This window comes from Bacillus sp. EB01 (assembly GCF_000613125.1).
Lineage (GTDB): Bacteria > Bacillota > Bacilli > Bacillales > Cytobacillaceae > Bacillus_D.
Genome location: NZ_HG964497.1, coordinates 4,641,254 through 4,664,119 on the forward strand (window position 1 = coordinate 4,641,254; position 22,866 = coordinate 4,664,119).

29 protein-coding genes and 1 pseudogene are annotated in these 22,866 nt (G+C 40.3%); 12 read left to right on the forward strand and 18 right to left on the reverse strand.

From position 1 onward, the window contains the following. Positions 1-63: 63 nt before the first annotated feature. Positions 64-513: a hypothetical protein gene (locus TY16_RS21850; protein ID WP_043933864.1), complete on the reverse strand. Its 450-nt coding sequence runs from the start codon at positions 511-513 to the stop codon at positions 64-66. Positions 514-683: 170 nt separating this feature from the next. Further along, positions 684-1,136 carry a DnaD domain protein gene (locus TY16_RS21855; protein WP_043933865.1) on the reverse strand — a complete coding sequence of 151 codons (453 nt, stop codon included), beginning with the start codon at positions 1,134-1,136 and terminating at the stop codon, positions 684-686. A gap of 450 nt (positions 1,137-1,586) precedes the next feature. On the opposite strand from TY16_RS21855, the gene TY16_RS21860 reads away from it, so the two are divergent. The 11 genes from TY16_RS21860 (at position 1,587) to TY16_RS21910 (ending at position 8,222) form a co-directional block, all read left to right on the forward strand. Further along, positions 1,587-2,054 carry a hypothetical protein gene (locus TY16_RS21860; protein WP_043933866.1) on the forward strand — a complete coding sequence of 156 codons (468 nt, stop codon included), beginning with the start codon at positions 1,587-1,589 and terminating at the stop codon, positions 2,052-2,054. A gap of 201 nt (positions 2,055-2,255) precedes the next feature. Beyond that, positions 2,256-4,019, forward strand: coding sequence for a TniQ family protein (locus TY16_RS21865; RefSeq protein WP_043933867.1), 1,764 nt, complete (start codon positions 2,256-2,258; stop codon positions 4,017-4,019). Positions 4,020-4,220: 201 nt separating this feature from the next. After that, a complete protein-coding gene (locus tag TY16_RS21870; RefSeq protein ID WP_043933868.1) occupies positions 4,221-4,547 on the forward strand; it encodes an ATPase, T2SS/T4P/T4SS family in 327 nt (108 codons plus the stop codon). Continuing rightward, positions 4,513-5,565, forward strand: a complete 1,053-nt coding sequence (comGB, locus tag TY16_RS21875; RefSeq protein WP_052342828.1) for a competence type IV pilus assembly protein ComGB — start codon at positions 4,513-4,515, stop codon at positions 5,563-5,565. The genes TY16_RS21870 and comGB overlap by 35 nt, the downstream gene beginning before the upstream one ends. A gap of 18 nt (positions 5,566-5,583) precedes the next feature. Beyond that, positions 5,584-5,913, forward strand: a complete 330-nt coding sequence (gene comGC / locus TY16_RS21880) for a competence type IV pilus major pilin ComGC (RefSeq protein ID WP_043933869.1) — start codon at positions 5,584-5,586, stop codon at positions 5,911-5,913. A gap of 23 nt (positions 5,914-5,936) precedes the next feature. Next, positions 5,937-6,353 (forward strand): competence type IV pilus minor pilin ComGD, encoded by a 417-nt coding sequence (comGD, locus tag TY16_RS21885; RefSeq protein ID WP_052342829.1) that lies wholly within the window; start codon positions 5,937-5,939, stop codon positions 6,351-6,353. Then, positions 6,337-6,672, forward strand: a complete 336-nt coding sequence (locus TY16_RS26415; RefSeq protein ID WP_043933871.1) for a hypothetical protein — start codon at positions 6,337-6,339, stop codon at positions 6,670-6,672. The genes comGD and TY16_RS26415 overlap by 17 nt, the downstream gene beginning before the upstream one ends. Beyond that, entirely contained in the window at positions 6,638-7,102 is a 465-nt protein-coding gene (comGF, locus tag TY16_RS21895) for a competence type IV pilus minor pilin ComGF (protein WP_052342830.1), read from the forward strand. Before TY16_RS26415 ends, comGF begins: the two co-directional genes overlap by 35 nt. Further along, the gene (gene comGG / locus TY16_RS21900; RefSeq protein ID WP_043933872.1) at positions 7,099-7,482 is read left to right on the forward strand and encodes a competence type IV pilus minor pilin ComGG; all 384 of its coding nucleotides are present in this window, start codon (positions 7,099-7,101) and stop codon (positions 7,480-7,482) included. The genes comGF and comGG overlap by 4 nt, the downstream gene beginning before the upstream one ends. Before the next feature lie 13 nt (positions 7,483-7,495). After that, on the forward strand, positions 7,496-7,999 hold the full coding sequence (locus tag TY16_RS21905) for a shikimate kinase (protein WP_043933873.1): 504 nt from the start codon (positions 7,496-7,498) through the stop codon (positions 7,997-7,999). A gap of 40 nt (positions 8,000-8,039) precedes the next feature. Next, a complete protein-coding gene (locus tag TY16_RS21910; RefSeq protein WP_043933874.1) occupies positions 8,040-8,222 on the forward strand; it encodes a YqzE family protein in 183 nt (60 codons plus the stop codon). A gap of 32 nt (positions 8,223-8,254) precedes the next feature. On the opposite strand, the gene TY16_RS21915 is transcribed toward TY16_RS21910, so the two are convergent. Then, the gene (locus TY16_RS21915) at positions 8,255-9,340 is read right to left on the reverse strand and encodes a class I SAM-dependent methyltransferase (RefSeq protein ID WP_043933875.1); all 1,086 of its coding nucleotides are present in this window, start codon (positions 9,338-9,340) and stop codon (positions 8,255-8,257) included. A gap of 32 nt (positions 9,341-9,372) precedes the next feature. Next, positions 9,373-10,011, reverse strand: coding sequence for an MBL fold metallo-hydrolase (locus TY16_RS21920; protein ID WP_043933876.1), 639 nt, complete (start codon positions 10,009-10,011; stop codon positions 9,373-9,375). Between the two features lie 149 nt (positions 10,012-10,160). Between TY16_RS21920 and TY16_RS25935 the strand changes: the two are divergent. Continuing rightward, a pseudogene (locus TY16_RS25935) lies at positions 10,161-10,349 on the forward strand (DUF2759 domain-containing protein); the annotation flags it as partial. A 250-nt stretch (positions 10,350-10,599) separates the two neighbouring features. On the opposite strand, the gene TY16_RS21930 reads toward TY16_RS25935, so the two are convergent. From TY16_RS21930 to pstA, 14 genes are all read right to left on the reverse strand, one after another. Then, positions 10,600-11,757, reverse strand: coding sequence for a hypothetical protein (locus tag TY16_RS21930; protein WP_043933878.1), 1,158 nt, complete (start codon positions 11,755-11,757; stop codon positions 10,600-10,602). A gap of 78 nt (positions 11,758-11,835) precedes the next feature. After that, on the reverse strand, positions 11,836-13,032 hold the full coding sequence (locus TY16_RS21935; protein WP_043933879.1) for a M14 family metallopeptidase: 1,197 nt from the start codon (positions 13,030-13,032) through the stop codon (positions 11,836-11,838). Positions 13,033-13,221: 189 nt separating this feature from the next. Beyond that, a complete protein-coding gene (locus TY16_RS21940; protein ID WP_043933880.1) occupies positions 13,222-14,193 on the reverse strand; it encodes an ROK family glucokinase in 972 nt (323 codons plus the stop codon). Next, on the reverse strand, positions 14,190-14,414 hold the full coding sequence (locus tag TY16_RS21945; RefSeq protein WP_043933881.1) for a YqgQ family protein: 225 nt from the start codon (positions 14,412-14,414) through the stop codon (positions 14,190-14,192). The genes TY16_RS21940 and TY16_RS21945 overlap by 4 nt, the downstream gene beginning before the upstream one ends. A 98-nt stretch (positions 14,415-14,512) precedes the next feature. Next, the gene (locus TY16_RS21950) at positions 14,513-16,057 is read right to left on the reverse strand and encodes a rhomboid family intramembrane serine protease (protein ID WP_043933882.1); all 1,545 of its coding nucleotides are present in this window, start codon (positions 16,055-16,057) and stop codon (positions 14,513-14,515) included. A gap of 137 nt (positions 16,058-16,194) precedes the next feature. Beyond that, positions 16,195-16,386 carry a hypothetical protein gene (locus tag TY16_RS21955; RefSeq protein WP_043933883.1) on the reverse strand — a complete coding sequence of 64 codons (192 nt, stop codon included), beginning with the start codon at positions 16,384-16,386 and terminating at the stop codon, positions 16,195-16,197. Between the two features lie 162 nt (positions 16,387-16,548). Further along, a complete protein-coding gene (locus TY16_RS21960) occupies positions 16,549-17,496 on the reverse strand; it encodes an L-lactate dehydrogenase (protein WP_043933884.1) in 948 nt (315 codons plus the stop codon). 51 nt (positions 17,497-17,547) lie between these two features. Continuing rightward, the gene (locus TY16_RS21965; protein ID WP_043933885.1) at positions 17,548-18,333 is read right to left on the reverse strand and encodes a DUF92 domain-containing protein; all 786 of its coding nucleotides are present in this window, start codon (positions 18,331-18,333) and stop codon (positions 17,548-17,550) included. After that, positions 18,324-18,896 carry a 5-formyltetrahydrofolate cyclo-ligase gene (locus TY16_RS21970; RefSeq protein WP_043934916.1) on the reverse strand — a complete coding sequence of 191 codons (573 nt, stop codon included), beginning with the start codon at positions 18,894-18,896 and terminating at the stop codon, positions 18,324-18,326. Before TY16_RS21970 ends, TY16_RS21965 begins: the two co-directional genes overlap by 10 nt. Before the next feature lie 55 nt (positions 18,897-18,951). Continuing rightward, entirely contained in the window at positions 18,952-19,101 is a 150-nt protein-coding gene (gene rpmG, locus TY16_RS25940) for a 50S ribosomal protein L33 (RefSeq protein ID WP_066196146.1), read from the reverse strand. Positions 19,102-19,154: 53 nt separating this feature from the next. Beyond that, positions 19,155-19,793, reverse strand: a complete 639-nt coding sequence (locus TY16_RS21975; RefSeq protein WP_043933886.1) for a hypothetical protein — start codon at positions 19,791-19,793, stop codon at positions 19,155-19,157. 605 nt (positions 19,794-20,398) lie between these two features. Further along, positions 20,399-21,058, reverse strand: a complete 660-nt coding sequence (gene phoU / locus TY16_RS21980) for a phosphate signaling complex protein PhoU (RefSeq protein WP_081773073.1) — start codon at positions 21,056-21,058, stop codon at positions 20,399-20,401. A gap of 76 nt (positions 21,059-21,134) precedes the next feature. Then, the gene (pstB, locus tag TY16_RS21985) at positions 21,135-21,941 is read right to left on the reverse strand and encodes a phosphate ABC transporter ATP-binding protein PstB (protein ID WP_043934918.1); all 807 of its coding nucleotides are present in this window, start codon (positions 21,939-21,941) and stop codon (positions 21,135-21,137) included. 39 nt (positions 21,942-21,980) lie between these two features. Beyond that, positions 21,981-22,865 (reverse strand): phosphate ABC transporter permease PstA, encoded by an 885-nt coding sequence (gene pstA, locus TY16_RS21990; protein ID WP_043933887.1) that lies wholly within the window; start codon positions 22,863-22,865, stop codon positions 21,981-21,983. Position 22,866: the final 1 nt, after the last annotated feature.

Sequence of the window (22,866 nt, forward strand, 5' to 3'; positions counted from 1 at the left end):
GGTTAATCCTTCTTGGATCAACGTACCCGTTGTTTGTTAGATGATGTGCATTAAATTGATCGATTACTTGCTATACTTTAGTTCAAATTCCTCTACATTGTCATTCCACTCAATTTTAAACGGGATAACTGTTTGTTCATTAACATACCCATTATCTATCCTTGACCTATCTTGATATACGATAGCTTCTTTTATTGGAGATAACCCTTCAGGTGCATTTTCAGAACGTTTTCGTTCTCCTCCGTATTTATAAATGTAACTAATTTGATGTACATCTTTTAAATCTCCTAAATCGCCTTTGTACTCAATGCTCAAGGTGAAATCTGTTTCATATGAGCCTTTTGAAACTTCATTAACTATCGTGGCTTTCCAGTATTCTGCCTCTCCATAATAAGTTATCTTTTCTACTGTGTTAAATGGTGTACTATCAACCTTCTTTTCATTGTTTTGCTGACAACCAAATATACCGATTGATAAAAACATAAAGGACAAAATAAAAATGATTTTTTTCAATTATTATCACTCCCCCTATATCATTATATTTCATTATCAATGCAATTATTTCCTTCAGTCATTCTTGAACTAACCTGCCCCGTTTGTTTAATAAGAGTTCAACAAAAATAGCGGCATTGCTTTTTGATGTTATACATGTTATTTAAATCGGACATATTCACTTTACGTTCTTATTGGTAATTATTCTCTGATCCTTTGTACTTTTTCTGCTCTTCCCTAATAAATATCACTGCATCTTCTACATTCGTTAGATTGTTTTCGTGCCAACTTTTACCCATTTCTTTGACCAAAGAATGGACTAAACCAATTTTACTGATCACCATAACATAATGCAGTAAAACAATTATTACTTCATCTTTAAGTCCCAATTCTTGCAAATCCTTAATTAGATTTACATCTTCTTCTGCAATAGTACCTTTGGGATCTTTAAGAAATTCAAAAGGTGTTGTTGTTTTTACTTGATTCACATACCATTCATCGACAGTCATTCCAGTTTTAGCTTTAAACTCTTCTTCTCGCTTTGCGTTCCATTCCTGAATAGTCATTCCGTGTATTTCTTTAAATCTTTCTTCTGCTGTTTTACCGCGAATGATTTTACCCTTTGTTTGTTTCTTGTTTTTCATCATCCTTTTCCCCTTTATATCTCTTTCATTACATCTTCAAAATTTCCCTACTTATTGAACTAACCTGCCCTGTTAGTGTAAGAACATCATTTCAAAAACTTTCCAGTATCGATAATATCATTTTAACATAAATTTCCTTTGCCTTTTGTAATAATTACAAAGAATTCACGCACCTCTAATAATTATTTCATTCCCTGTGAATTACGGTGAAAGGGAGGACATAAATCGCCAAATAGTAGATAAATCGGTAAAAAGTGCACTTTGAATTTCGTGCATTTTCCTATGTGCTTTACTATGTTTGCTCCTCTGAAGTAAACCGATTAATGGTTTAAAAGTTACTAAATAGATAAGCAATTCAGTGGATAGTAATTTTTTTCCCAACTGACCCCTCTTTTGTTTTATATTTTTATAGTTATTGATAGAATAGTTAAAAAATACAAGGAGGGGAAAATGAATATACATAAAAATTTGAAAAGCTTTATTTCTGGATTAAGCCCTACTGATTTTGATTTATTTGTAACGAAAGTCCATTATTTTGTTTTAAAGGAAAATAAAAATGTAGAAAAAGCAGAAGTTAAAAGAATCATTGAACGGTTTAAATTCGGTAAGACTAGACGCCCCACAGGACGGTATCTAGAGGCGTATGTACACGTGATTGATTTATTAGGCTATAGTGTAGCTGATGTGATTCAAGGAACGGGGAAAAAGCAAAAGACGTTCAAGCAATTATACATTTCATCCTTGCCGGCTGACGAGCTTCCTAAAGAGTTGCAGCCCCACTTTGATGATGAAAAAGTTCAGGAATCTTTCAAGGATCTACTTGAAACGATGATTGAGTATGTTAAGGATGACGATAAGGAAAAATTTCAAGGAAATCTTGATAAATTCAACGCTTTCCTAAAAATAACATGGTTTTGAAACCATCAAATTATATAGGGTTGCATATAAATGCTGGTTTCAGAACCTGGAGAAAAAATTCGAGTTTATAAAAAACTTTCCGGTTTACAGTCAAAAAATATACTAGTTGAAAAGAAACATACCTGTTTTAATGCCATTGTGGCTAGGTGAAAAGCCTCCTTCCAGGGTTATAGAATAGTACCTGAAAGGAGGTTTTTTTGTGTGTCTTTTTTATTAAACCGTATTCAACCTAAGCCGGGCGAAAGTCTTTATTCATATATGAACCGGTCCGCTTTAGAAAATGGGTTTGACCATATTGGTTCGGTGCTAAAAAATATTGCGCCCCAGCTTTATGTTGCAAATTGTAATTATCTTGATGAAAAACAAAAATGGGTTCCGACAGTGAAAGATTTCATGAATCAATGCAATTTGCCTGATTTTGATAATCTTGTTTTGAACCAACATAATCAGTTTTTGTTTTCAAAAAAGCCCAATCGGGCTGCAATCGATGTCGTATACAACAAATACCGAATAAAATACTGTCCGTGTTGTTTGATAGAAGATTACTATCACCGACTAATATGGGATGTAAAGTTTGTAACCGTGTGTTTAAAACATGGACAACTATTAGTGGATCGTTGTCCCAGTTGCAATGAGCAAATCTACATGTCGGTTTTTGTACGAGGACAATGTAAATGTGGATTTGATTTCGTTGAAACCAGGAAGAGCAAGCGATGGATTGATGAATCTGTTTTTTCTGCGCAATCAGTAATACAGGGCTTATTGTCAGGTGAAATAGAAGAAGTTTGCCGTGCCGATGATTCAAAAATAACCCGTGAAGAATATTTCCTGTTCTTTATATCCTTTTGCGAAATTATGGACCAATTTAAGGCTGTAAATTATCAATTGGGTTTAAAGAACGTTTCGTTTAAAGATTTTAGTTTCTCGTTTAGACGAAATACGAATAGTTCTGTTGAAATGGCGGCATGCTTATCCACCATTGCTAATGAATTTGTAGTTGATCCAGGGGCAAATTTTAAAGCTTTTCTTAGTGAAACTGAGTCCATTAAAGAAACGAGTGGAAACTATAAGAAATTCTTCAAGTTAAAGAAAATCGTACAACACCCAAAAGGACATTTGTACCTCCCTTTAACAAAAAACCATTTGATTGAAACTAATGTATTTGCTTCGAAAAGTAGTCTCATGAAAGTTAAAAATACGGAGCAAAAGTATGTTGGGATTGGTGTTGCAATGAATTTATTAAAAACAGACATTAATTCTGTTAGAAATATGATTAAAGCAGGAATTCTTGAAGTGGAATACAAGCGGAATAAGCAAGTTATTAAACGGGAATCGATAGAGAGGTTTATCGAACTTAGAAAGCATTGTATTAATTTGGACAGGCTTATGAAAGAGCTTGATTGTCGATTTGATGTTGCTGTCAAACTATTAAAAGAAGAAAAAATAAAACCGTTACATGGTCCTGACAAAGATGGATATCCCACTTGGTTAATCCACAAAAAGGATGTTGACCGCTTTGTAGAAACGTACTTCAGGAACTTAAGACCTATACGAGCAGATACAAAATGGCTTCCTCTGAAAAGAGTTGTAATGCGCCTAAGTTTAGAAAACTACAGTATGGATATCCTTGACTTAATTGAATTAGCTAAAGATGGTGAAATTAGGGCTGGCATTGCGGATGGAAGATACACATTTAAAGGGGTCCATTTTTACAAATCCGATATAGAAAAGCTTGCAAAAAAACAAATCCGGAAGCGTCAAATAGAAATTGGATATACCACCAAGGAATTAGAAAAAGTGTTTAGGACGGGTCAAAATATAATTCATAGGTTGATAAATGATGGAACCTTGACTGTAACTCAACAATTAGGAAGATCAAGGTATATCAGCAGGGATCAAGTGGATAATCTGTTACAAGAGATAAAGAGAGTTGGACGTAAAGAAGTGTTAAAAGTATTAAGATGACTTTTTGTTGAGTGGTGTGAATACACCCTCTTTTTTTATTTTTGAATAATTTTACGCAGTGACCTTTTTAAAAAATATCGAACTAGGTGAAATTGGGACAAGTATTTATCATTCTTATTGGTGATTTGTATCAAACTTCGAGAAATTGGGTGTTGTAGTATCAAGGGTTTTCTTAACGTGCCGTATCAAACCTCATGAAGGATGACACAGGAATTTGGAGTGAACCAGCTTGAAATTGAACAAACGTTGCTGGCTGTAACAGCCCAGCGGATAGTCGAGCTCGTTTGCCCTTTTTGTGGTGGAGAGGATTGTTCGCCTTACTGTGCCTCCTCCCATGGTCGGAAAAGGGCCAGTGTGTTTGAACTATTGTCGGGCAAAAGCCTTGAAGAGGCCATTAAGGCATCAATGGGAGACCGGTCAAAGCCATATTACAGATCATTGGATTACTACATTAAAAAGGGTATCGTACTAGGCTATATTAAAGAGCGCGAGTATGAAAGGCTGGTATATTCCAATGTGGAGGAGTAAGTGGACTCTTAAGGAACAAGCAGAATTTTTAAAAAGAATCGGAGAGCTGCTGCAACGGGGTTATCATATTTCCGAAGCTATCGAGTCGCTCTCCCTTCAATTACCGTCCCATAAGAAGAATGACCTTGCTTTATGTCTAAAGGAATTAAAAAATGGTACGCCTTTTCACGAAGTAATTGACGGAATGCACTTTAATAAGGAGCTTTCAGGCTATGTGTATTTTGCGGAACAGCACGGGAACTTTGAAAAAGCCATTCTTGAGGGTAGTGAAGCATTATTGAATAGAGACAGCGATGCCAGAAAACTAAGAAGCCTGATGTATTATCCTATACTTCTGCTCGCCGTTACAATGATTCTATTCATATTTGTCCAACATTCCCTCCTGCCGAGATTTACTCTTATGTTCCAATCTATGGGACTCCAGGAGCATGCCATTACATCTGCATTATTACGGTTTGGTGATTTTTTACCTCTTTTATTGATAATTATCGCCTCAATGGCTGTGTTAACTCTCCTTCTCAATCAATTTTGGTTCAGGCGCCTTCCCTCCCTCACCCAAAGATATCTTCTCATGAAAGTACCTATTCTCGGAAAAGTCTTCAGATTAATCCATACTCACTTTTTTTCAATTCAATTAAGTTATCTGCTGACCGGCGGTTTATCTATTTATGAAGCTCTGACATATTTCGAAAATCATAAAAAGCAATGTTTCTATAGTGAATTGTCCAGGAAGATTAAGAGCGGGCTGACTTCGGGAGAAACGTTTGAGTCACTCATTGCCTCCTCTCCATTCTTTGAACATGGATTTCCGGCCGTTGTCCGGCATGGCCAGGAAAATGGCCGGCTGGAAAGTGAGCTCCATTTTTACAGCAGAACCTGCCTCGCCTCGCTGGAAGGGAAAGTAAAGGTTCTTATAAAGATCATCCAGCCATCAATTTTTTTGATTGTTGCAGCTTTGGTTATTTCTATTTATCTGGCAATTTTGCTTCCTATGTTTCACATGCTCAATGCAATCTAAATTCAGGAGGAACTTCACATGAAAAAACTTAAAAATCAAAACGGGTTTACTTTAATCGAAATGATGGTCGTTATGTTAGTAATATCCGTACTATTAGCCATTACAATCCCGAATGTAACAAAACATAATGATACGATCAATAAAAAAGGGTGTGGAGCGCTCTTAAAGGTCGTAGAAGCCCAGGTACAGGCTTACCATTTGGAGAACGGAGTTTATCCTTCCAACCTTGCTGTTTTAATAGACGGTAAGTACCTTGAGCCAGGCTCAGGCAACTGTCCTGGTGGCGGAAAGAAAATTGTGGTCAGTAACGGAAAAGTAGAAGAAGTAGATGTTGCACCATCACCATGATCAGGAACGAGGAGGGTTTTACTATGGCCGAAGCCCTTATCACACTTTCTGGATTCCTTGTTATTGTTTCTATATCAATCACACTTATGAATCCGCTTCTTTCAGTGGTAAAAAGGGAAAACTTCTTCACGTTATTAAAGGCAGATCTTTATTACGCACAACTATACGCACTCTCCCATCAGCGCGAACAATCGATAATTATTACGGGTGAGACCAACCGCTATTACATTAACGACAGCAGATACGCCTTGGATTTACTCGTTTACAGGACCTATCCGGCAGATATCGCTGTTAAACCTGGAACCATGCCTTTAACCTTTAAGTTCCTGCCAGACGGGAATATTAGCCGCTTTGGGACAATTCTCGTACATGCTTATGGTGATTTCTACCGGATTACATTTCAGCTTGGAAGAGGGCGGTTCTATGTGGCGGACGAATGATGGTTTCTTTCTTTCAGACCTTCTTCTTTCACTTTCCGCACTGGGAATTGCCGCTATGTTTCTCATTCCTTCAATCAGTTTCATTTGGCAGCAATCTGAAAAAACTACTATCTCCAATAATGCAACCGAAATTTTATATAACGAGCTTACTGCGTATGAATCTGAAGGTGTATTACCAATAGAAAAAGTGATCCAAAAAGAATATGGTACAGTGTTTAAAGTGTACGTACTTAATCAGGATGATGGAAATAAGGAGGTATGTGTGCGAAGTGTGGAGAGAACTGATGACTTTCAGGAAATATGTGGAAAGATTGAATAACAAGGGCTTTATCATGAGTGAGATGCTTCTCTCCCTTTCCTGTTTGTCGATAGTCGCCTTTCTGCTTGCACCTAGTATCGCGGTGATGGAGAGCAGCAAATTGCAGGCATCACGGCAATTGCAGGAAATGGAATGGAACCTTTTTCTGAGCCAAACAAAGGATGAACTTCAGGCCTCGAGCTCAGTTCAAATCCTATCAGGAAAATTGTACTTGAAAGTTGACACAAATACAGTCCTGTATGAAAAATTCGGCTCCAATATAAGGCGAAGGGTTAACCTCACTGGCCATGAGGTTCTCCTTCAAAACATTACCTACGTCGTCTTTAAAAAGGACGGCCAGCACGTAACCATTCAAGTGACTGATTTACAAAACAACAAATATGAAGGGCATGTTTATTCCTTTATCCCCTGGGAAGCGCAACAACCATGAGAAATTGCCAAAAAGGCTTTACATACCCATTGACCCTCTCAATATTATTATCAATGTGCCTCTTCCTCACCATGTCTGCTGAACTGCTCCTGACCGAAAGGAAAATAGCTGTGGAGGTGGCGGCAATTCAGCAGCAGGATTACTATTTTATTGCAGCTTTAAAGAAAACCGAGCAGGCTTTTCAAAGTAAAAACATGACTTATTCAGGGCTATATTCTTTTGAGAATGCTACGGTTTCCTTTACCACGGCTTCCGCGGGCGTACCCCAACAGCAGAAAGTGACGTTCACTGTGAAGTTAAATAACAGACCGACTGTTGAGGGATACGGTTTTTATGATATTAATCAAAAAAAGATGGTAAAATGGATGAAGAAAAATTGAATGGAGTAAAATGATGAGGACCATTTTTTTGATAGGATTCATGGGGTGTGGAAAAACAACAGTAGGAAGATTACTCGCAGAAGAACTTGGCTTGGGTTTTATTGATACAGATTTAGAAATCGAAAACAAGGCCCAGAAAAGTATTTCAGGGATTTTCCTTGAAGAGGGAGAAAAACGCTTCCGGGAATTGGAAACTTCCCTAATTACCGAACTTGCCGGTAAGGAAGTGGTTGTAGCCACAGGCGGAGGAGCCATCTTGAAGGAAATGAATCGCCAGACCATGAAAAAAACAGGGATAGTTATTTTTCTTGAAGCAAGTGAAGAGGAGATAGCAAAAAGGCTTGCTAATGACGAATCCCGCCCGTTATTGGCAGGAGATAAACAAAAGGAAATAAAAGAAAGATTGGCAGCACGCCTTCCTCTTTACCATGCCGCCTCGCATACTCAAATTCCTGTTGACGGAAAAAGCCCCGAAACGATTGTAAAAGAAATTGCCGGCTGGTTGAAACAGGCTTAGTTTGGACATACTTGTAGCATAATGAAAGCAGGTGTGTCTAGTGAAAACGAATGATTATGTTAAATTTATGACGCAAACTTTTGTAAAATATTACGACCAGCCTCGGGAGGAACGACAGCGGCTTCGTGCAGCCAGGAAGGAAACAAAAGCAGCATTCTGGTATCGCTGGTTTGGAATACTTCCCTACCTTGTCTATTTGGGAGTTAAAAAGAAGGAACGATAAGAGCGGAAAATACGCTTCCTATCGTTCCTTTTTTAGAAGAGTCCATCTAATTTTATTGCCAGCCCTTTTTGCTGAATTACAACATGAAAGGACGAACTCATCCCCGAAGGCATGACAAGGCTTCGTATGGCACGATTCCGTTTGCTTCTTTCAGAGAATGGATTTGGGTCGTAATTGTCTTCCAATTCCTTCAGAATACCCGCCTCCAGTAAAAATTCATCCTGCCTGAGAATTGCCATAGTCTCAAGGCCATGCCTATTTCCCGCTTCAACAAGCCCATCCAAGTGGATGTGAGTGGTGATGTCCATTTCTCCCGGGTACTCAAGCACACTGTCAAACATCCTATGTTTCATGTAGCCTCGCAGGCTTCCATTTCTCCGGCCGGGCTCCATCCATTCCTCGTTTGAATAGCCATAATCAACTGTCACGACAAGCCCTTCGCCTAGAACAGAAGCCATATTCTTAACCATCCCTTCCATCGACAGCGGAATTTCTATTCGCTGCCGATCACCCAGGGTTAGTCTGTTTCGCTCCAAATACAAGTCTATCGCGGAATTGTTTAGCTCTACTTGCTGTTCATAAAGCTTGCCGTCTCTGCTTCCTATCATAATTTCATATAGCTTTCCGCCCTGCTTTTCAACTACATGGACAGGAAGTGCATCAAACAATTCATTGGAAAACAACAGACCAGAGTCGATGTTGACGGCTGAAAGAGCTTCCGACTGGGAAAACCCAGGGAACCGAGAAAGCAATTCCTTTTGGAGTTTTCTATGAAACGGGCTAGTTTCAACAATCGTATAGTTAAGTTCCATACCAGAGTTTGAATGCCACTCTTCAAGAAAGGCTTTGGCAAACCTGCCGTTGCCGCCGCCCACTTCACATATTTGAGCAGCTAACCCGTGCCTGTCTACCATTCTCTTGTACCATTTAGAGAGTGTACGTCCATATATATCCGACACATTGCTTGATGTGATGAAATCACCCGAGCGTCCTATTTTTTCCCCTTCACGCATATAATAACCGATTTCTGGCGTATACAATGCCATGGCAATATAGTCGGCATATGTAATTAAGCCGCTGGGGGATTGTTTAATTTTTTCTGCCAGCTGCGCCTGCATTATAATCCCTCACACCTTCAATTTAACTCATATTACATACCGAATCCGTTCAAAAAAGGATTCGAGTCCATTTCATCGCCAATCGTCGTTGCCGGGCCATGACCAGGAAGAACGATGGTATCCTCCGGAAGGGTAAGAAGTTTTGAATGAATACTTTTTAGCAGTACCTTTTCATTACCGCCTGGAAGATCAGTCCTTCCAATGCTTCCCATAAAGAGCGAATCACCTGCAACAACCAATCCCTTTTCTGCAAAATAGAAAGCTACGCCTCCAGGAGAATGGCCTGGAGTTTCAAAAAGGGTAAATTGAAAGCCTCCGATTTCAAATTGGCCTTCCCTATCAAATAAATGATCAGCTTCCCTGACTCTAATAGATTGCACAGGGAAAAGTTCGGATCCATTCAACGAAGGATCCCCCAGCCATTTAGCTTCTGCTTTATGCAGGTAAACCGGTATTTGATAATGATCCCTTATATCATCAACAGCCCCTATATGATCAAAATGGGCATGGGTAAGAATGATTGCGGTAGGAACCAGCTTTTTCTCAGTAAGAATCCGGATTAGTTTTTTCCCTTCTTCTCCCGGATCGACAATCAGGCAGGAGCGGTCTTCGCGGTGTAGAATATAGCAATTTGCTTGAATCCCGCCTAGCGGGACAGGAAACCAATTCATTTTCATTGCCTCCAAACTTGATGAATGATAGCCTTATTGTACACTATAAATGCTCGACAAATCAGACAAAAACCTATAGAATAAAAATCGAATGAAAACTATTGTTTTTTACATATTTTAAATGGGCATTTGCAAGCTGTATATGGTATAAAGGGGGCTATATTATGGGACTTATGATCATTTTCACACTTGTAACACTTTTAGCGGGGTACTCTACATTCACTGCACTCAGGAATAAGAATTTCATGGGAGTGGGCTTTGCCTTCCTGACATTTCTTGTTTTTGGATGGTTCACATTCATGACAATCTGGAAAGATGGCTATCCAAGCGGCCACTAATGAACAAAAGCGCAAGCGCCTTGATTATCGCCGTACAATACTGGAGGGGCTTCGACTGAGATAAAGGAATCACGAAGAGCGTATGCGATTCGATGATGACTTATCGTAGGGAGGAGACCTGAAGTTTGCTAAGCGATAGGCGCTGGAGCTAGACGTAGACCACACTTAATTAAAAAGTTATCTACAGTCGCGAAATCTATATTTTCCTAAATAGTAAAAAAGGCTGCCTCGCATTCGCGATGGCAGCCTTTTAATTTGAATTGAATTCTTCAATCAGGTTGATAATTTTCTTTGATTCAGGGTCTATGATCCTCTCATACCTATATCCATATAAAATAGCCCTGCCATTGGGAGAGGCAACTATTGGCTGATTGTCCAGCCCCTCAATTAGAACCTCCCTGCTTCCACCGATTTCGTAGGAAGCAAGCGTAAAACCTTCAGTATAAGCATCTGCTTCACCACTCCTGACAGGTTCAAATACCATAAACCTCCCCGCTGCCAGACTGTAGTCCTGATACGGAACAAGCCAGTCAGAGAATCTTGTTAAATGAGGTACAGTAAACGATCCCAGAGCCTTAAGCTGTTGCGAAAAAAAGGTATACAAAGCTTTAGTCTCATCCTGAGCATCCCGGCTTACAGCGACAATCAAATCCTTATATGTCTCAATATGGTAAATCTGTTCGTCCATACTGGCGGTTATTTCCCCGCCAGACTCCATGATTTCCAGCGGAGCAAAAAGCGCCGGAGAATCTTGATTCCATTTCAGGTAAGCAATACTTTCTTTGCCTACCCATTTTGCAAATGGATCTGGCAATTCAATTTCCTCAACTATATGATCATTTGTGTCCATCCTGAAGCTGTTATACGTCCAATCCTCGTTGAAAGCCACAATTAAAGCAACATTTTCATCATACATATTCCATTCCGCGTGTAATTCCGCTGATGGGAATGACTGGCTTACCAATTCATTTCCTCCCAAATCATAAACGGTAACAATGGCTTCGAACGACGAAGGGGAAGTATGGACAAGAATTCGGCTTAAATCGGGATTCACAGCCGCAGTTACTATAGGGGCTTTGCTAGAAAGAATTAATTTGTTTTCACCAGTTTCCAATGAATAAGAATACAGATTGGATCCAGCAGCCAAATTGGAGGCATATAGTATATCCGAGTCCCCTAACCAGCCAAATACTTTAAAAAACTCCCCTTCCGGAACGTTAATTGGAACCACCCAATCAGCAGTACCCGTCTTGCCCTGTTCTTGTTCTTCTTGAGAATCATCATGGGATGGGGGCAGAGTCTTCGAAGCTTTTGGTTCGGTGCATCCAGAGAGAAAAAGGGATATAAGGAAAATGATCAGCATTTTAGAGGCTTGCATATGAGTAGGTATGTATCTGCCTAATTCCATTCCTTATCCCCCTTTATTTATCAATAATATAGTAGACGTTTATCCAGCAAATTTGGTTTCAATATTTATGCAGTTTATTTAATTTTTCCTAACCTCCAATAGTGAAAAAAACAGGCCGGAAACAGAACGAAAAATGCTGTCATATTGTGAAAGGGGCAACGGATTTATTCCTTTTCCCAGCTCGATGGTAAACCCCGGTTTTTGAAATTCCTGAATAAACCAATCCTTAAACCCTGCATGGCTGTCAATCGTCCGGACTGGCCGGTAGCCGCTTGCCTCAGCAATGAGTGTGGCAATTTCTCCTGCCTCAGCAGGCTCTCTATTGTTATACCCCCAGTAAAACTCCTCCCCCTGGGAATGGAATGCAATAACCATATCAAATTTCCTTTTAATTGTTAATTCTGCCATCGCTTTTGCTTCCGGTTCGGAAAGGGGTAATACACCAGGATAATCGCGGGCAGAAGGCGACTTTGGCTCCTTCCGCTCCTTTTCAATTTCCCAATGTGCCGGAAATTGATTATTAAGGTCTATTCCTCTAATATTCGCCTTCCACCCTGAAAAATCGGTTTTGCCTTTGTTCATACTCACTACATTATCTTTGCTATTTAATGGGGGCTCGAGCAGGACCAGATCAACACCATCCGGGTTAACCATTGGTACAATAGATAGCTCAATTTCATTATATGAGCGGAGCAGGCTGGAATGGTAGATATGGGAACGATTTGTTAATCCAATGGAATAGCTGTTTACAAGGTCCATAAGAATTCCTGTAGTAATCCATTCATTCGCATGGAAGGAAGCGTTAAAATGTATTCTCCGCTTTCCCCGGCCAATCAGGAGTTCATAGATAGGTTTGCCAAGAGCGCTTTTGCCAATTACCTGAAATCGTATAAATGGATAGGCTTTTTTTAAAAACCCAATATCACGCTCAAGCACATGGGAGTTATAGTCCATTTTGCATACTAAAATGGGAGATAATATTCGGTAAGGGCGCCATATCAATTGACCAGCTTTTAAATTCCCTTGTTCGTTCAGGCGATTCGCCCGTTCGATTGCGCCTGCTGGCATTCGCCAGATACGTTCAAGTTTCTCTAGATTATCTCCTTTTCTCACACTGTATGGAAGGGTAAAAAGTCCGGGAATTTCCATAAAATCTTTTTCCAATGAGCACTTCTCTCTATTTTCTGGTATTGAATCCTCAAGTATCTCCAAAGGAATATCAAAAATACGGCTAATATCATGTAGTGTATCATGAGGTTCCAGGTATATCTTCATCCGATCTCTCCTTTTCTAACCGGTAAAATCCAAGTCCTTTTAAAAATGTATGTGTCTGAATCAGAAAAAAAGATATATGGCAGAACTAAAAAATAAAAGGACCCTCAAAGGGCCCAGTTTGGCGAAGCTTTTATTAGGGAAAATAACTCCACTCTTATTTGTTTGCTGCAAGAAGTTGGATAAAGAAATTTATATTGATAATTTATTCTTTGCCAGCCATGCTGCTCCAATGACACCTGCGTCGTTCCCCAGGGTAGCCAACTCAATTTTTGTTGATTCACGAACCCTAGGAAAAGCAAACTGTTCAAAATGATGCTGGACCTTCCCTGTCAGGATTTCTCCCGCTCTGGAAACTCCACCGCCAAGAACAATCTTTTCTGGATTTAGGGTATTTGCAATATTAGCGAGGGCAAATCCTAAATGGAAAGAAACTTCTTCTATAACAGCAAGCGCCGAAGGGTCACCATTTCGAGCGCTGTCAAATACATCTTTCGCGCTAATTGAGCCTTTGGATTTAAAAACATCGGCCATCGCTCCGGTTTGGCTTTGCTCCAATGCCTTCATTCCTAGCCTTACAATCCCCGTTGCCGATGCAATTGTCTCGAGGCAGCCTGTTTTTCCACAATTGCAATTTGCTCCGCCAACCGCTATTGATGTAATATGGCCTAATTCCCCGGCTGCTCCACTAGCTCCCTGGACTATTTGTCCATTCGCTATTACACCGCCGCCAACGCCTGTTCCAAGTGTCACACATACCAGGTCTTTCGCACCCTCCCCGGCGCCCTTCCACATCTCCCCTATTGCAGCGCAGTTAGCATCATTATCAATCGCTGCTGGAAGTGTTGTTTCCATTTCAAGTATATCCTGTAATGGATAGTTATCCCTTAACCCAAGGTTAACTGCGTTGTAAAGGACTCCAGTTTCATAGTTAACCGGTCCCGGGGCGCCCATGCCTACACCTGCTAACTTATCCTTACGCAGGCCTAGTGCCTCAAGCTTTTCATCAATTGCTTTAGCAATATTTACGAGGATATTTTTACCCTCATTCGAATTATCGGTTGGTATCTCCCACTTATGCAGTATCTCACCGTATACTGAAATAAAAGCCAATTTTGTTGTTGTCCCGCCAAGGTCAACACCTGCTAGCCATTTCTCTGTCATTTGCTGTCACCTTTTTTTGATTGTTTTTTTTCTTTCTCCATCTGTATCTCATGCCTCAAAAGCATGAGTGCATTTTGGAACTCATTTCTTTCGATTAACTGGGAATTATACATTTCGCTTAGCTCATCTTCCATCATTTCCAAATCGGCCAGGCGTTCTCCGAGGTATATAATGGTGCCATATCTCTTTAAGAATTGCTGAATATCGTAAACTGTCTTCACTTTTTCTTTCTCCTCTGGTCCATTTGCTTTTCTCAATAAGTATACTTGTCTTTCCTTTTAGCCTCAACAGCCAGTAGATTAAAGTTCCTTTATCCTGGTCAAGGCAGGTTGTCAAGTTCTATTACCAGGTTTTGATATTCTTGCTGGTCGGGTTTAATTTCTGCTGCCTGTGCCGCATGCTTACGGGCTTCTTCAAGATTCCCTTCCTCCAAATATACAAGTGCGAGATTATAGTGGGCTTCATGAAAATCTTCATCCAAATTGATCGCCTGTTTTAGATGCCTTTTTGCCTCAGGAAGCATTTCTTTTTTTATTTCTGTAAAAGAAAGTAAAAAGTACGTTCTTTCAGTTACTTTGTTTTTCGCCTCAAATTCCTTTAAAAGGTTATATGCATCATTATTATTTTCTTTTGATATGTATTCCTCTGCAAGCATTAGTAGTGATTGTTCATCCTTGGAACTCAAATCTGTATTGTATCCAAAATAAAGACCTGAGCCTATGGTAAACAACGTTAATAGAAGAAAACCAAATTGGAGAAGCAGCTTCTTTTTTTTCGGAAAATGGACAATCCCAGCCGCCAAGAAACCGCCAGCCAAGCCGCCAAGGTGTCCCGCATTATCAACCATCGACACCGAAAAGCCGAATGCAAGGTTGAAGATAATAATAAAGAAAACAGTAGGGCCCATTGTCCGTAAAAACAGGCTTGGAAAAGTGATTCCAAAATAAAGAAGAGCGCCGAGCAGGCCAAAAATCGCACCACTCGCACCTGCCGATAAATCATGGCTGAACAGAAAGCTAGCCAAAGATCCGCCAAATCCAGCAACAAGATACACAAAGATAAACCTCGTGCTCCCAAGTATTTTTTCTACAGCAGTCCCGACAAAATAAAGCCCGAGTGTATTCATAGCCAAATGAAGAAACCCAATATGAAGGAAAATAGGGGCAAAGAATCGCCACCACTCTCCCTGAAGAATAAGCGGATTAAACTTAGCACCGAATTGAATTAACGTCGAAGGATTTGTACTGCCTCCAAATAATTCAAGCAAAATGAAAATCACAATTTGCAGGACCATAAAAATGTATGTAAATATCGGCTTCCCAGCCCTAAATAGGGCCTGTTCTTCCCTGTTTGCCTCCCTCGCATGCCCAAGAGTACGTTCCTTCAATGACTCAAGGTCTTCTGGCTCAGCATCATCCCCCGGATTAAGAGAAATGGAATCAACGCCAGACAAAACTGCTAAATCCCTTTGAGCCTCCTGATGCAATCCATCGGCAAACATAATCGTATGTACTGAGGTTTCTGAAAAGGTGCTTTTCAAAACAACAGGCTTGACTAATAAATGCCTATACTCATCAACAGGCGGGAGCTCGCTTACATAAATATTAACAACTCCAAGCCTTCGCTTATTCATTTGTTTTCTAATTTTATCGCCGGTTGAAGCAGTCAGCTGGATATCCCGTTCCATCCAATTTCCCCAATCCAAATTGTAACGGAGCAAACGGATAATTGGAGCTTTGTTATTTTCTTTTTTTTCAAGCCATAGCTCCTGTTGATTTGGAAACAATTTTACAATTCTATAACCTGAGCCGATTATGAATGATTCAGCAAGATTCCAAAAAAGATAATCTTCCTTATTGTACAAGAAGTTCCCCTGCTTTCTAAAAACGAATATCAAATGCAAAAAGTCTTTATCCTCACTATTATACTGAATATGGAGAAGTCAAGCCAATCTCCGCCCTCCTGATTCATGACAAGAATAAAAGAAAAGCCGTCCCGTAATTAACGGGTCGGCCCTCCAAATACAGTATTCATCATTTTATCCCTCATACCGGGCATTCCCATAAAGGTTCTGACTGCAGCCTTTCTTACCCAACCCGTTCCAAGCACGGCATTCATAACTCTGTAACGGTTACGATAAAGAAAATAACCCGCAGTCCCAACAATCATTAAAGATGAAACGCTTTTTTTCATGATAATCCCTCCTTCCCTAGTTTACCTTCGAGAAGGAAGAGCTATACTTTCCGATTATCACACTAATGGCTGATTGGTGAACCTAATGTTTTTCAAAAGGGCTCATCCTCGGTTTTTTGCACGACTAACAATTAAGAAACCTCAACTAATCGAAGGTTTGTTTTAATGTTTGAGGACTGGTTCAAGTGTCTTTTTAAGAACACTGACCGAATGAGCAAACTTATTTTTTTCCTCTTCGCTCAATTCCACTTCTAAAATTTCTTTTATGCCATTTCTATTAACAATCGCAGGAACACCGATATATATATCGTTATGGCCATATTCTCCATCGAGATAACAGGAAACGGTCAATACAGAGTTCTCATCTCCAAGGATTGCTTTAGTCAGCCTTACAAGGCCCATGGCAATCCCATAATAAGTGGCACCTTTTCTTTCAATAATATGGTACGCCGCATCTCGTACATTAAGAAATATGTTTTCCAAATCCTCTTTTTTAAAGTCTGGTTTCTTCTTTACCCATTCCGCAATACTTTTATTGGCGATATTTGCGTTGCTCCATACTGGAAGCTCAGTATCACCATGCTCACCAATAATATAAGCATGGACATTCCGAGTATCAACATCAAAATAATCTCCAAGTAAAAATCTGAAACGAGCGGTATCGAGAATGGTTCCTGATCCTATGACTCTTTCTTTTGGAAGACCTGAAAACTTCCATACAGCATAGGATAAGATATCAACTGGGTTTGTTGCGACCAGGAAAATTCCATCAAAGCCGCTTCCCATTACACTATCAACAATTCCTTTAAAAATTTTCGTGTTTTTTTCAACTAGATCAAGCCTGGTCTCACCTGGTTTTTGGTTTGCGCCGGCAGATATGACGACCAATTCAGCATCTTTACATTCCGAATAATCTCCGAACCAAATTTTTGTTCGCGATGGGGCAAACGGAAGACCATGGTTTAAATCCATCGCGTCGCCTTCTGACTTTTCCTTGTTCAGGTCAATCAAAACAAGTTCTTCTGTAACACCTTGATTAACCATTGCAAAAGCATAGCTCGAGCCTACAAAGCCTGTACCGATTAACACAACCCTATTTACGCGTCCCATATTCCATCCTCCTTTGAATGTTATGTTTAATGTAAAAGCACCATGTTTTGCTTATAAAAAATGCCAGATGAATGTCCCTGTGACTGCCAGAAAACCAGATAAGAAATTAACCAGGTCATTATCCAAGAACTTGAGTCCCTTAAGTTTTCTTGTCCTCTGCCCACAATGAAATCCCTTTTCTGTCTCAATACCGCAATTTTGGCATCTATACAAAGCCTGGGCATATGCCCCAAGCAATGTATCAATAACATTTCCGACAAAACCAAAGATAAAAATCAATACACCTGTGCCGGGCTGAAGGTTCAAAAGATATACTGACAGGAGGGCAATGAGTGCCGATCCAGCCACTCCGGCCATTGTCCCCATAAAACTGACGGCCCCCGAGGTCCCACGCTCCGCGCGCCTGAACGTCAGTATGTTAAAAGGCTCTTTCCTGCTCAATGAGCCAATTTCAGAGGCCCATGTATCGGAATTTGCGCTCGCAATCGCAGTAGCAAAACAAACGATCCATATTTCATTTCCGGTAGCAAGGAAGGCCAGACTGCAAAGAGCTGCAGGTCCGCCATTTGCTGCCACCTGCTTCCAGTCCCTTCTCGACCCTTTTGCCAATTTTTCTTCAAGTGCTGCTTTTGCTTTACTTTTATACTTTGACCATAAACTTGAGGTAACGAAGAATACACCGAGAAGAATCAGTCCCTCTATTCCGTTTCCAGACAGAATGGCCCATGCGCAAAAAATTGCAGCTACCGCCCCTGATAAAGTCAGCGCCCTGAGATACCACCCCGCAACAGTTGCAAGGAATATCATTAAGATACTTATAAACTTCCCTAACACCATGGGAATATAACCTCTTGTTCGGTAATGATTTTAGATACCGGTTTGTCATGAGGCTCTACCGGAATATCTGCGAGAATTTGTCTGTTTGTTGCGAGGCTTATCGTCTCTCCGTAATAGCTGGAAAGAAATCGGTCATAATACCCTCCGCCAAATCCTAGTCGATAGCCTTTTTTCGTAAAAGCAAGGCCAGGGACAATCAGCAGCCCGAGTTCACTAGGCTCGGCCAGCTTTGTTTTATCCCTAATTGGTTCTTGCAATCCATAGTAGACACTTTCTAGCTGTTCAAACCTAGTAATATAACGGAATTCCATTTCTTTGGTGGCAGGGATACATTTAGGTACAGCTACCCTTTTGCCCTCCAACCAGGCATGTTCAATGATTGTGTATGTATTAATTTCAGGGGGACGGGAAATCGTAATTCCTATTACAGAAGCTCTTTTCCATTCTGGCTGTATGTATAAGGTTTCGGCTATTTGATCTGATAGCTGGCTATGTTCTTCTTCAGGTATTTGTTTAAGTTCACTAAGTATAGTTTGTCTAAATTTACGTTTTTCCTCCACTATAACCCTCCTTGAAACTTTTTTAGACAACAAAAAAAGCAGCAGGAAGCCCTACTGCTTATTTTGTTTCACGATGTACTGTTGTGCGCTTCTCTCTAGAGCAGTATTTTTTCAGCTCAAGACGATCAGGATTGTTTCGTTTATTTTTTTTGGAAATATAGTTACGCTCACCACATTCTGTGCAAGCCAACGTAATATTCACGCGCATTTTTTTCCCTCCAAACACTAAAGCTTATTCGTTCATACGACTTTTCTATAATATCACTTTTTTATCGGGAATGCTAGTCTGTTTTTTAAAAGGACGTTATTTAGGTTAATCAACTCATTTTTATCACTTCCGGCAATGGTCCATGTCCTTGCTAACGCCGTCATGCCTGCAGGAATGACAAAGCTTGCTGAAAGGAGCGTGGCTGGATTTCCTTTTGCAGTAGGCTGATATTTCAATTGTCCTTTTTCAAGAGACGCCCAGATTTGTTCGGAATTTACAATCCATGAAGGCACTATGGTACTCTCCCATTTGTCCCCTGTTTCTGTTTGTCCATTAATCATGAACATTTGATCGCCTGCAAGGTGGAAGCTTGTATCATCGGCAGGAGATATGAAGGCAAAGTGATCACGGCGAATTGTTTTTAAATAGTTCATTGAAAGTAGTTTTAGTTGTATTTCCTTTGAACTATGATTGATAACATGATAGGAATGCAAACTGACTTTGGAATGGGGCTTTTCCTCTGTTACTCTCATAGTCACTTGTTCCTCATACATGATTGTCTCTTTGTTATCAAAATTCCACTGTACCTTGCCATTTAGCCATATTCCAGTTCCTACAGCCATCGCTTTCTCCCTGGGAGTATTGTAAAGAATGCTTGGCTCCCCGATAATTCCCTTTTTAATCTTTATCATTGTCCAACCGCCTTTATGGTAACTTTTATGTATATTCGACGGGTCAAAGAATATGCCGCCTTTTCTAAAATAATCGTAGCACCTCCGCTATCCTTGTACAATAAACGCAAATTGTCGGAATCCGCCTGACCTCGCCATACCTTTTCCAACTCCCGCAAAAAAATTTATTTATAAAGTTACAGCCGATTTTTTAGAGGAGATTCGACACAGTCAGCATAAAAAAGGGGAAATTAGAACAAAAGCGCAAGCGCCTTCGTGACAGGCAAAAACCGCCTCGAGCAAGGCCAAGAGCTGCCTGTCTCTGCGATGTTAATTCAAGGATGCTTTCCTTTGTGTCCCTGCGATGATTATTATCAGGAGCTTCCCTTAGTGGTCATCGCCGTATAAAATGGAGGGACCTCGACTGAGATAAAGGAATCACGAAGAGCGCTAGCGATTCGATGATGACTTATCGTATGGAGGAGGGCTGAAGTTTGCGCACGCGTAGGGGCTGGAGCTAGACGTAGATACTCTCAATAAAAAAATTATCCTCCGTTGAGAATCTACAATTTCCTTATCTACAAAAAAAGCATGGCGCCAAACTTAGCTGGCACCATGCTTTCTGATTAAGTATTTAAATCGTACGTCTTGCCTGTTACTAGATAAATAACCTGCTCGGCTATATTGGTTGAGTGGTCGCCAATTCTTTCGATATAGCGGCACGTAAAGGCGAGTTGTTGAATTTGATTTGTTGCTGCCGGATTTTGAGGAATATAACTCAATAATTCCTTAACCAGTTGTCCATATAATTCATCAACTTGATCATCCTTTTTAGCACATTCCCTCGCAAGGACTGTGTCACTTTCATAAAATGATTTTAAGGAACACTCAAGCATCTCTATGACGAGCTCCATCATCCTTGGAATATCTACAATTTCCTTAATGTGTTTTTCTTTTCCGATATGGAGAGCCGCCTTTGCGATATTAACTGCATTGTCAGCAATCCGTTCAACCTCAGAGGAAATCTTCAAGGCTGCGATGATTTTTCTGAGGTCCGTTGCAACTGGAGATTCAGTTGCAATCAACAGAACCGCTAATTCATTTATTTTAGACTCAAGCTCATCAATCCGGTTATCGCCTTCTATGATTTCATGTGCTTTTTCAAGGTCCTGGGCAACTAACGCCTCGGTTGACTCTCTGACCGCGTCAGTCGCCAGCCGAACCATTTCCATTAGCATTTCCTTTAACTGATTCAAGTTATTATCAAAATTTGTCCTTGTTACCACTTTCGTCACCCCATTATTAGTCCTGGTTAAGTACAGTGAAGCTTGCTACTCACATTAAATTATATGCTAATGTTACTTAACCAAACCTACCTGAAATATAATCTTCTGTCCGTTTATCCGATGGATTTGAGAAGATTTTATTTGTTTCCGCAAATTCGACAACCTCGCCATTTAGGAAAAATGCAGTCTTATCTGATATCCTTGCTGCTTGTTGCATATTATGCGTTACGATGATAATACTGTAATTTTGTTTCAATTCTTGAACTAGCTCCTCAACCTTAAGGGTTGAAATAGGGTCAAGAGCGGAAGTTGGCTCGTCCATAAGGATTACATCTGGTTCAATTGCAAGACAGCGCGCAATGCAAATTCTCTGCTGCTGACCGCCGGATAATCCATAAGCATTCTGGTTAAGCCTGTCTTTTACTTCATCCCAAATCGCAGCGCCGCGCAAGCTTTGCTCTACAATCTCATCCAATACTTTTTTACTTCGAATACCGTGAATCTTTGGACCATATGCAATATTTTCATAAATCGATTTAGGAAAAGGGTTCGGCTTTTGGAAAACCATGCCGACGCGTGTCCTAAGGTCTTCCACCTGGAAATCCTTATCATGGATATCCTTGCCTCTATAAAGAATTTCTCCGGATGTCCTTACCCCCGGGACAAGCTCAACCATCCTGTTCAGAGCTTTGATGTAAGTTGATTTCCCGCAGCCGGATGGGCCGATGATGGCTGTTACTTCATTTTCATTAATATCTAAATTGATATTTTTTAACGCATGGCCTTCGCCATACCATAAATTAAAATCATTTGTTTCATAAACTGCCTTCTTGGCAGCGTTAGCCGCTTTTGTATCAGACTGGCGCTCAGCATGAGCTTTCATTTTTCCTGTTGTAGTCCCCAATGTAATCGGCCTCCCGTCTTAATATCTTTTTTGAAATTTGTTTCTGATTAAAACTGCTATAGAATTCATGATGAACAGGACAAGCAACAAGATGATAATTGTTGCCGCAGCAAGATTTGCGTATTCGGCAACAAGGGCCGAGTCAACAGTCCAGTAGTATATTTGAACAGGTAAAATCGTGAATTTATCGAGAACATTGTCCGGAAAAGGTATTAATAACGCAGGGATACCCAAAACAACAAGTGGAGCTGTTTCACCAATCGCCCTTGATAACGCCAGGATTACCCCTGTCAAAATCCCTGGAAGCGAGGTCGGAAGGACAACATTTTTGATTGTCTGCCATTTAGTCGCTCCCATGCCGTATGATGCTTCACGCAAAAATTGTGGAACTGCACGTATTGCTTCCTGGCTAGAAACAACAACAACCGGCAGAACAAGAAGTGACATAGTTAGGCCCCCTGCTAGTATAACAGAGCCCAGATCCATCCAGCGGGCAAAAACTGTTAATCCCAAGATACCGAATACAACGGACGGAACACCTGCCAAATTAGAAATATTCGTTTGAATAAATGATTGCAGTCTGCCTTTTTTGGCATATTCTTCAAGATATATCGCAGTACCGACACCAAGGATCATCGTTACTGGCGCTACAATTAACATGAGCCATAAAGTACCCAAAATAGCTCCCATAATCCCTGCCCTGTCAGGGTCAGTGGAAAGTTTGTTTAGAAGGAAATCCATATCAATCCATGCAATACCGTCGCGAATTACCCGGTATATCAGGATGGCTAATACAGCAATCCCGAACAATGCAGCTATCAAGAAAAATGCCTTAGCGACATTGTTTACGGTAAGTCTAGATCCCATTTTCTTCTGTACCTGATTTTTATCAATATATTTCATT

Excerpts from the sequence above, each read along its gene's own strand:
- TY16_RS21915 (WP_043933875.1), bottom strand. The coding sequence starts at position 9,340 with ATGCAGGCGCAGCTGGCAGAAAAAATTAAACAATCCCCCAGCGGCTTA.
- TY16_RS21870 (WP_043933868.1), top strand. The coding sequence starts at position 4,221 with ATGACACAGGAATTTGGAGTGAACCAGCTTGAAATTGAACAAACGTTG.
- comGD (WP_052342829.1), top strand. The coding sequence starts at position 5,937 with ATGGCCGAAGCCCTTATCACACTTTCTGGATTCCTTGTTATTGTTTCT.
- comGC (WP_043933869.1), top strand. The coding sequence starts at position 5,584 with ATGAAAAAACTTAAAAATCAAAACGGGTTTACTTTAATCGAAATGATG.
- TY16_RS21855 (WP_043933865.1), bottom strand. The coding sequence starts at position 1,136 with ATGAAAAACAAGAAACAAACAAAGGGTAAAATCATTCGCGGTAAAACA.
- rpmG (WP_066196146.1), bottom strand. The coding sequence starts at position 19,101 with ATGCGCGTGAATATTACGTTGGCTTGCACAGAATGTGGTGAGCGTAAC.
- TY16_RS21940 (WP_043933880.1), bottom strand. The coding sequence starts at position 14,193 with ATGACAGAGAAATGGCTAGCAGGTGTTGACCTTGGCGGGACAACAACA.
- TY16_RS21935 (WP_043933879.1), bottom strand. The coding sequence starts at position 13,032 with ATGAAGATATACCTGGAACCTCATGATACACTACATGATATTAGCCGT.
- TY16_RS21965 (WP_043933885.1), bottom strand. The coding sequence starts at position 18,333 with ATGGTGTTAGGGAAGTTTATAAGTATCTTAATGATATTCCTTGCAACT.
- TY16_RS26415 (WP_043933871.1), top strand. The coding sequence starts at position 6,337 with ATGTGGCGGACGAATGATGGTTTCTTTCTTTCAGACCTTCTTCTTTCA.
- TY16_RS21905 (WP_043933873.1), top strand. The coding sequence starts at position 7,496 with ATGAGGACCATTTTTTTGATAGGATTCATGGGGTGTGGAAAAACAACA.
- TY16_RS21960 (WP_043933884.1), bottom strand. The coding sequence starts at position 17,496 with ATGGGACGCGTAAATAGGGTTGTGTTAATCGGTACAGGCTTTGTAGGC.
- TY16_RS21975 (WP_043933886.1), bottom strand. The coding sequence starts at position 19,793 with ATGATAAAGATTAAAAAGGGAATTATCGGGGAGCCAAGCATTCTTTAC.
- comGG (WP_043933872.1), top strand. The coding sequence starts at position 7,099 with ATGAGAAATTGCCAAAAAGGCTTTACATACCCATTGACCCTCTCAATA.
- comGF (WP_052342830.1), top strand. The coding sequence starts at position 6,638 with ATGACTTTCAGGAAATATGTGGAAAGATTGAATAACAAGGGCTTTATC.
- TY16_RS21955 (WP_043933883.1), bottom strand. The coding sequence starts at position 16,386 with ATGAAAAAAAGCGTTTCATCTTTAATGATTGTTGGGACTGCGGGTTAT.
- TY16_RS21860 (WP_043933866.1), top strand. The coding sequence starts at position 1,587 with ATGAATATACATAAAAATTTGAAAAGCTTTATTTCTGGATTAAGCCCT.
- pstA (WP_043933887.1), bottom strand. The coding sequence starts at position 22,865 with ATGAAATATATTGATAAAAATCAGGTACAGAAGAAAATGGGATCTAGA.
- pstB (WP_043934918.1), bottom strand. The coding sequence starts at position 21,941 with ATGAAAGCTCATGCTGAGCGCCAGTCTGATACAAAAGCGGCTAACGCT.
- TY16_RS21930 (WP_043933878.1), bottom strand. The coding sequence starts at position 11,757 with ATGGAATTAGGCAGATACATACCTACTCATATGCAAGCCTCTAAAATG.
- TY16_RS21920 (WP_043933876.1), bottom strand. The coding sequence starts at position 10,011 with ATGAATTGGTTTCCTGTCCCGCTAGGCGGGATTCAAGCAAATTGCTAT.
- comGB (WP_052342828.1), top strand. The coding sequence starts at position 4,513 with ATGAAAGGCTGGTATATTCCAATGTGGAGGAGTAAGTGGACTCTTAAG.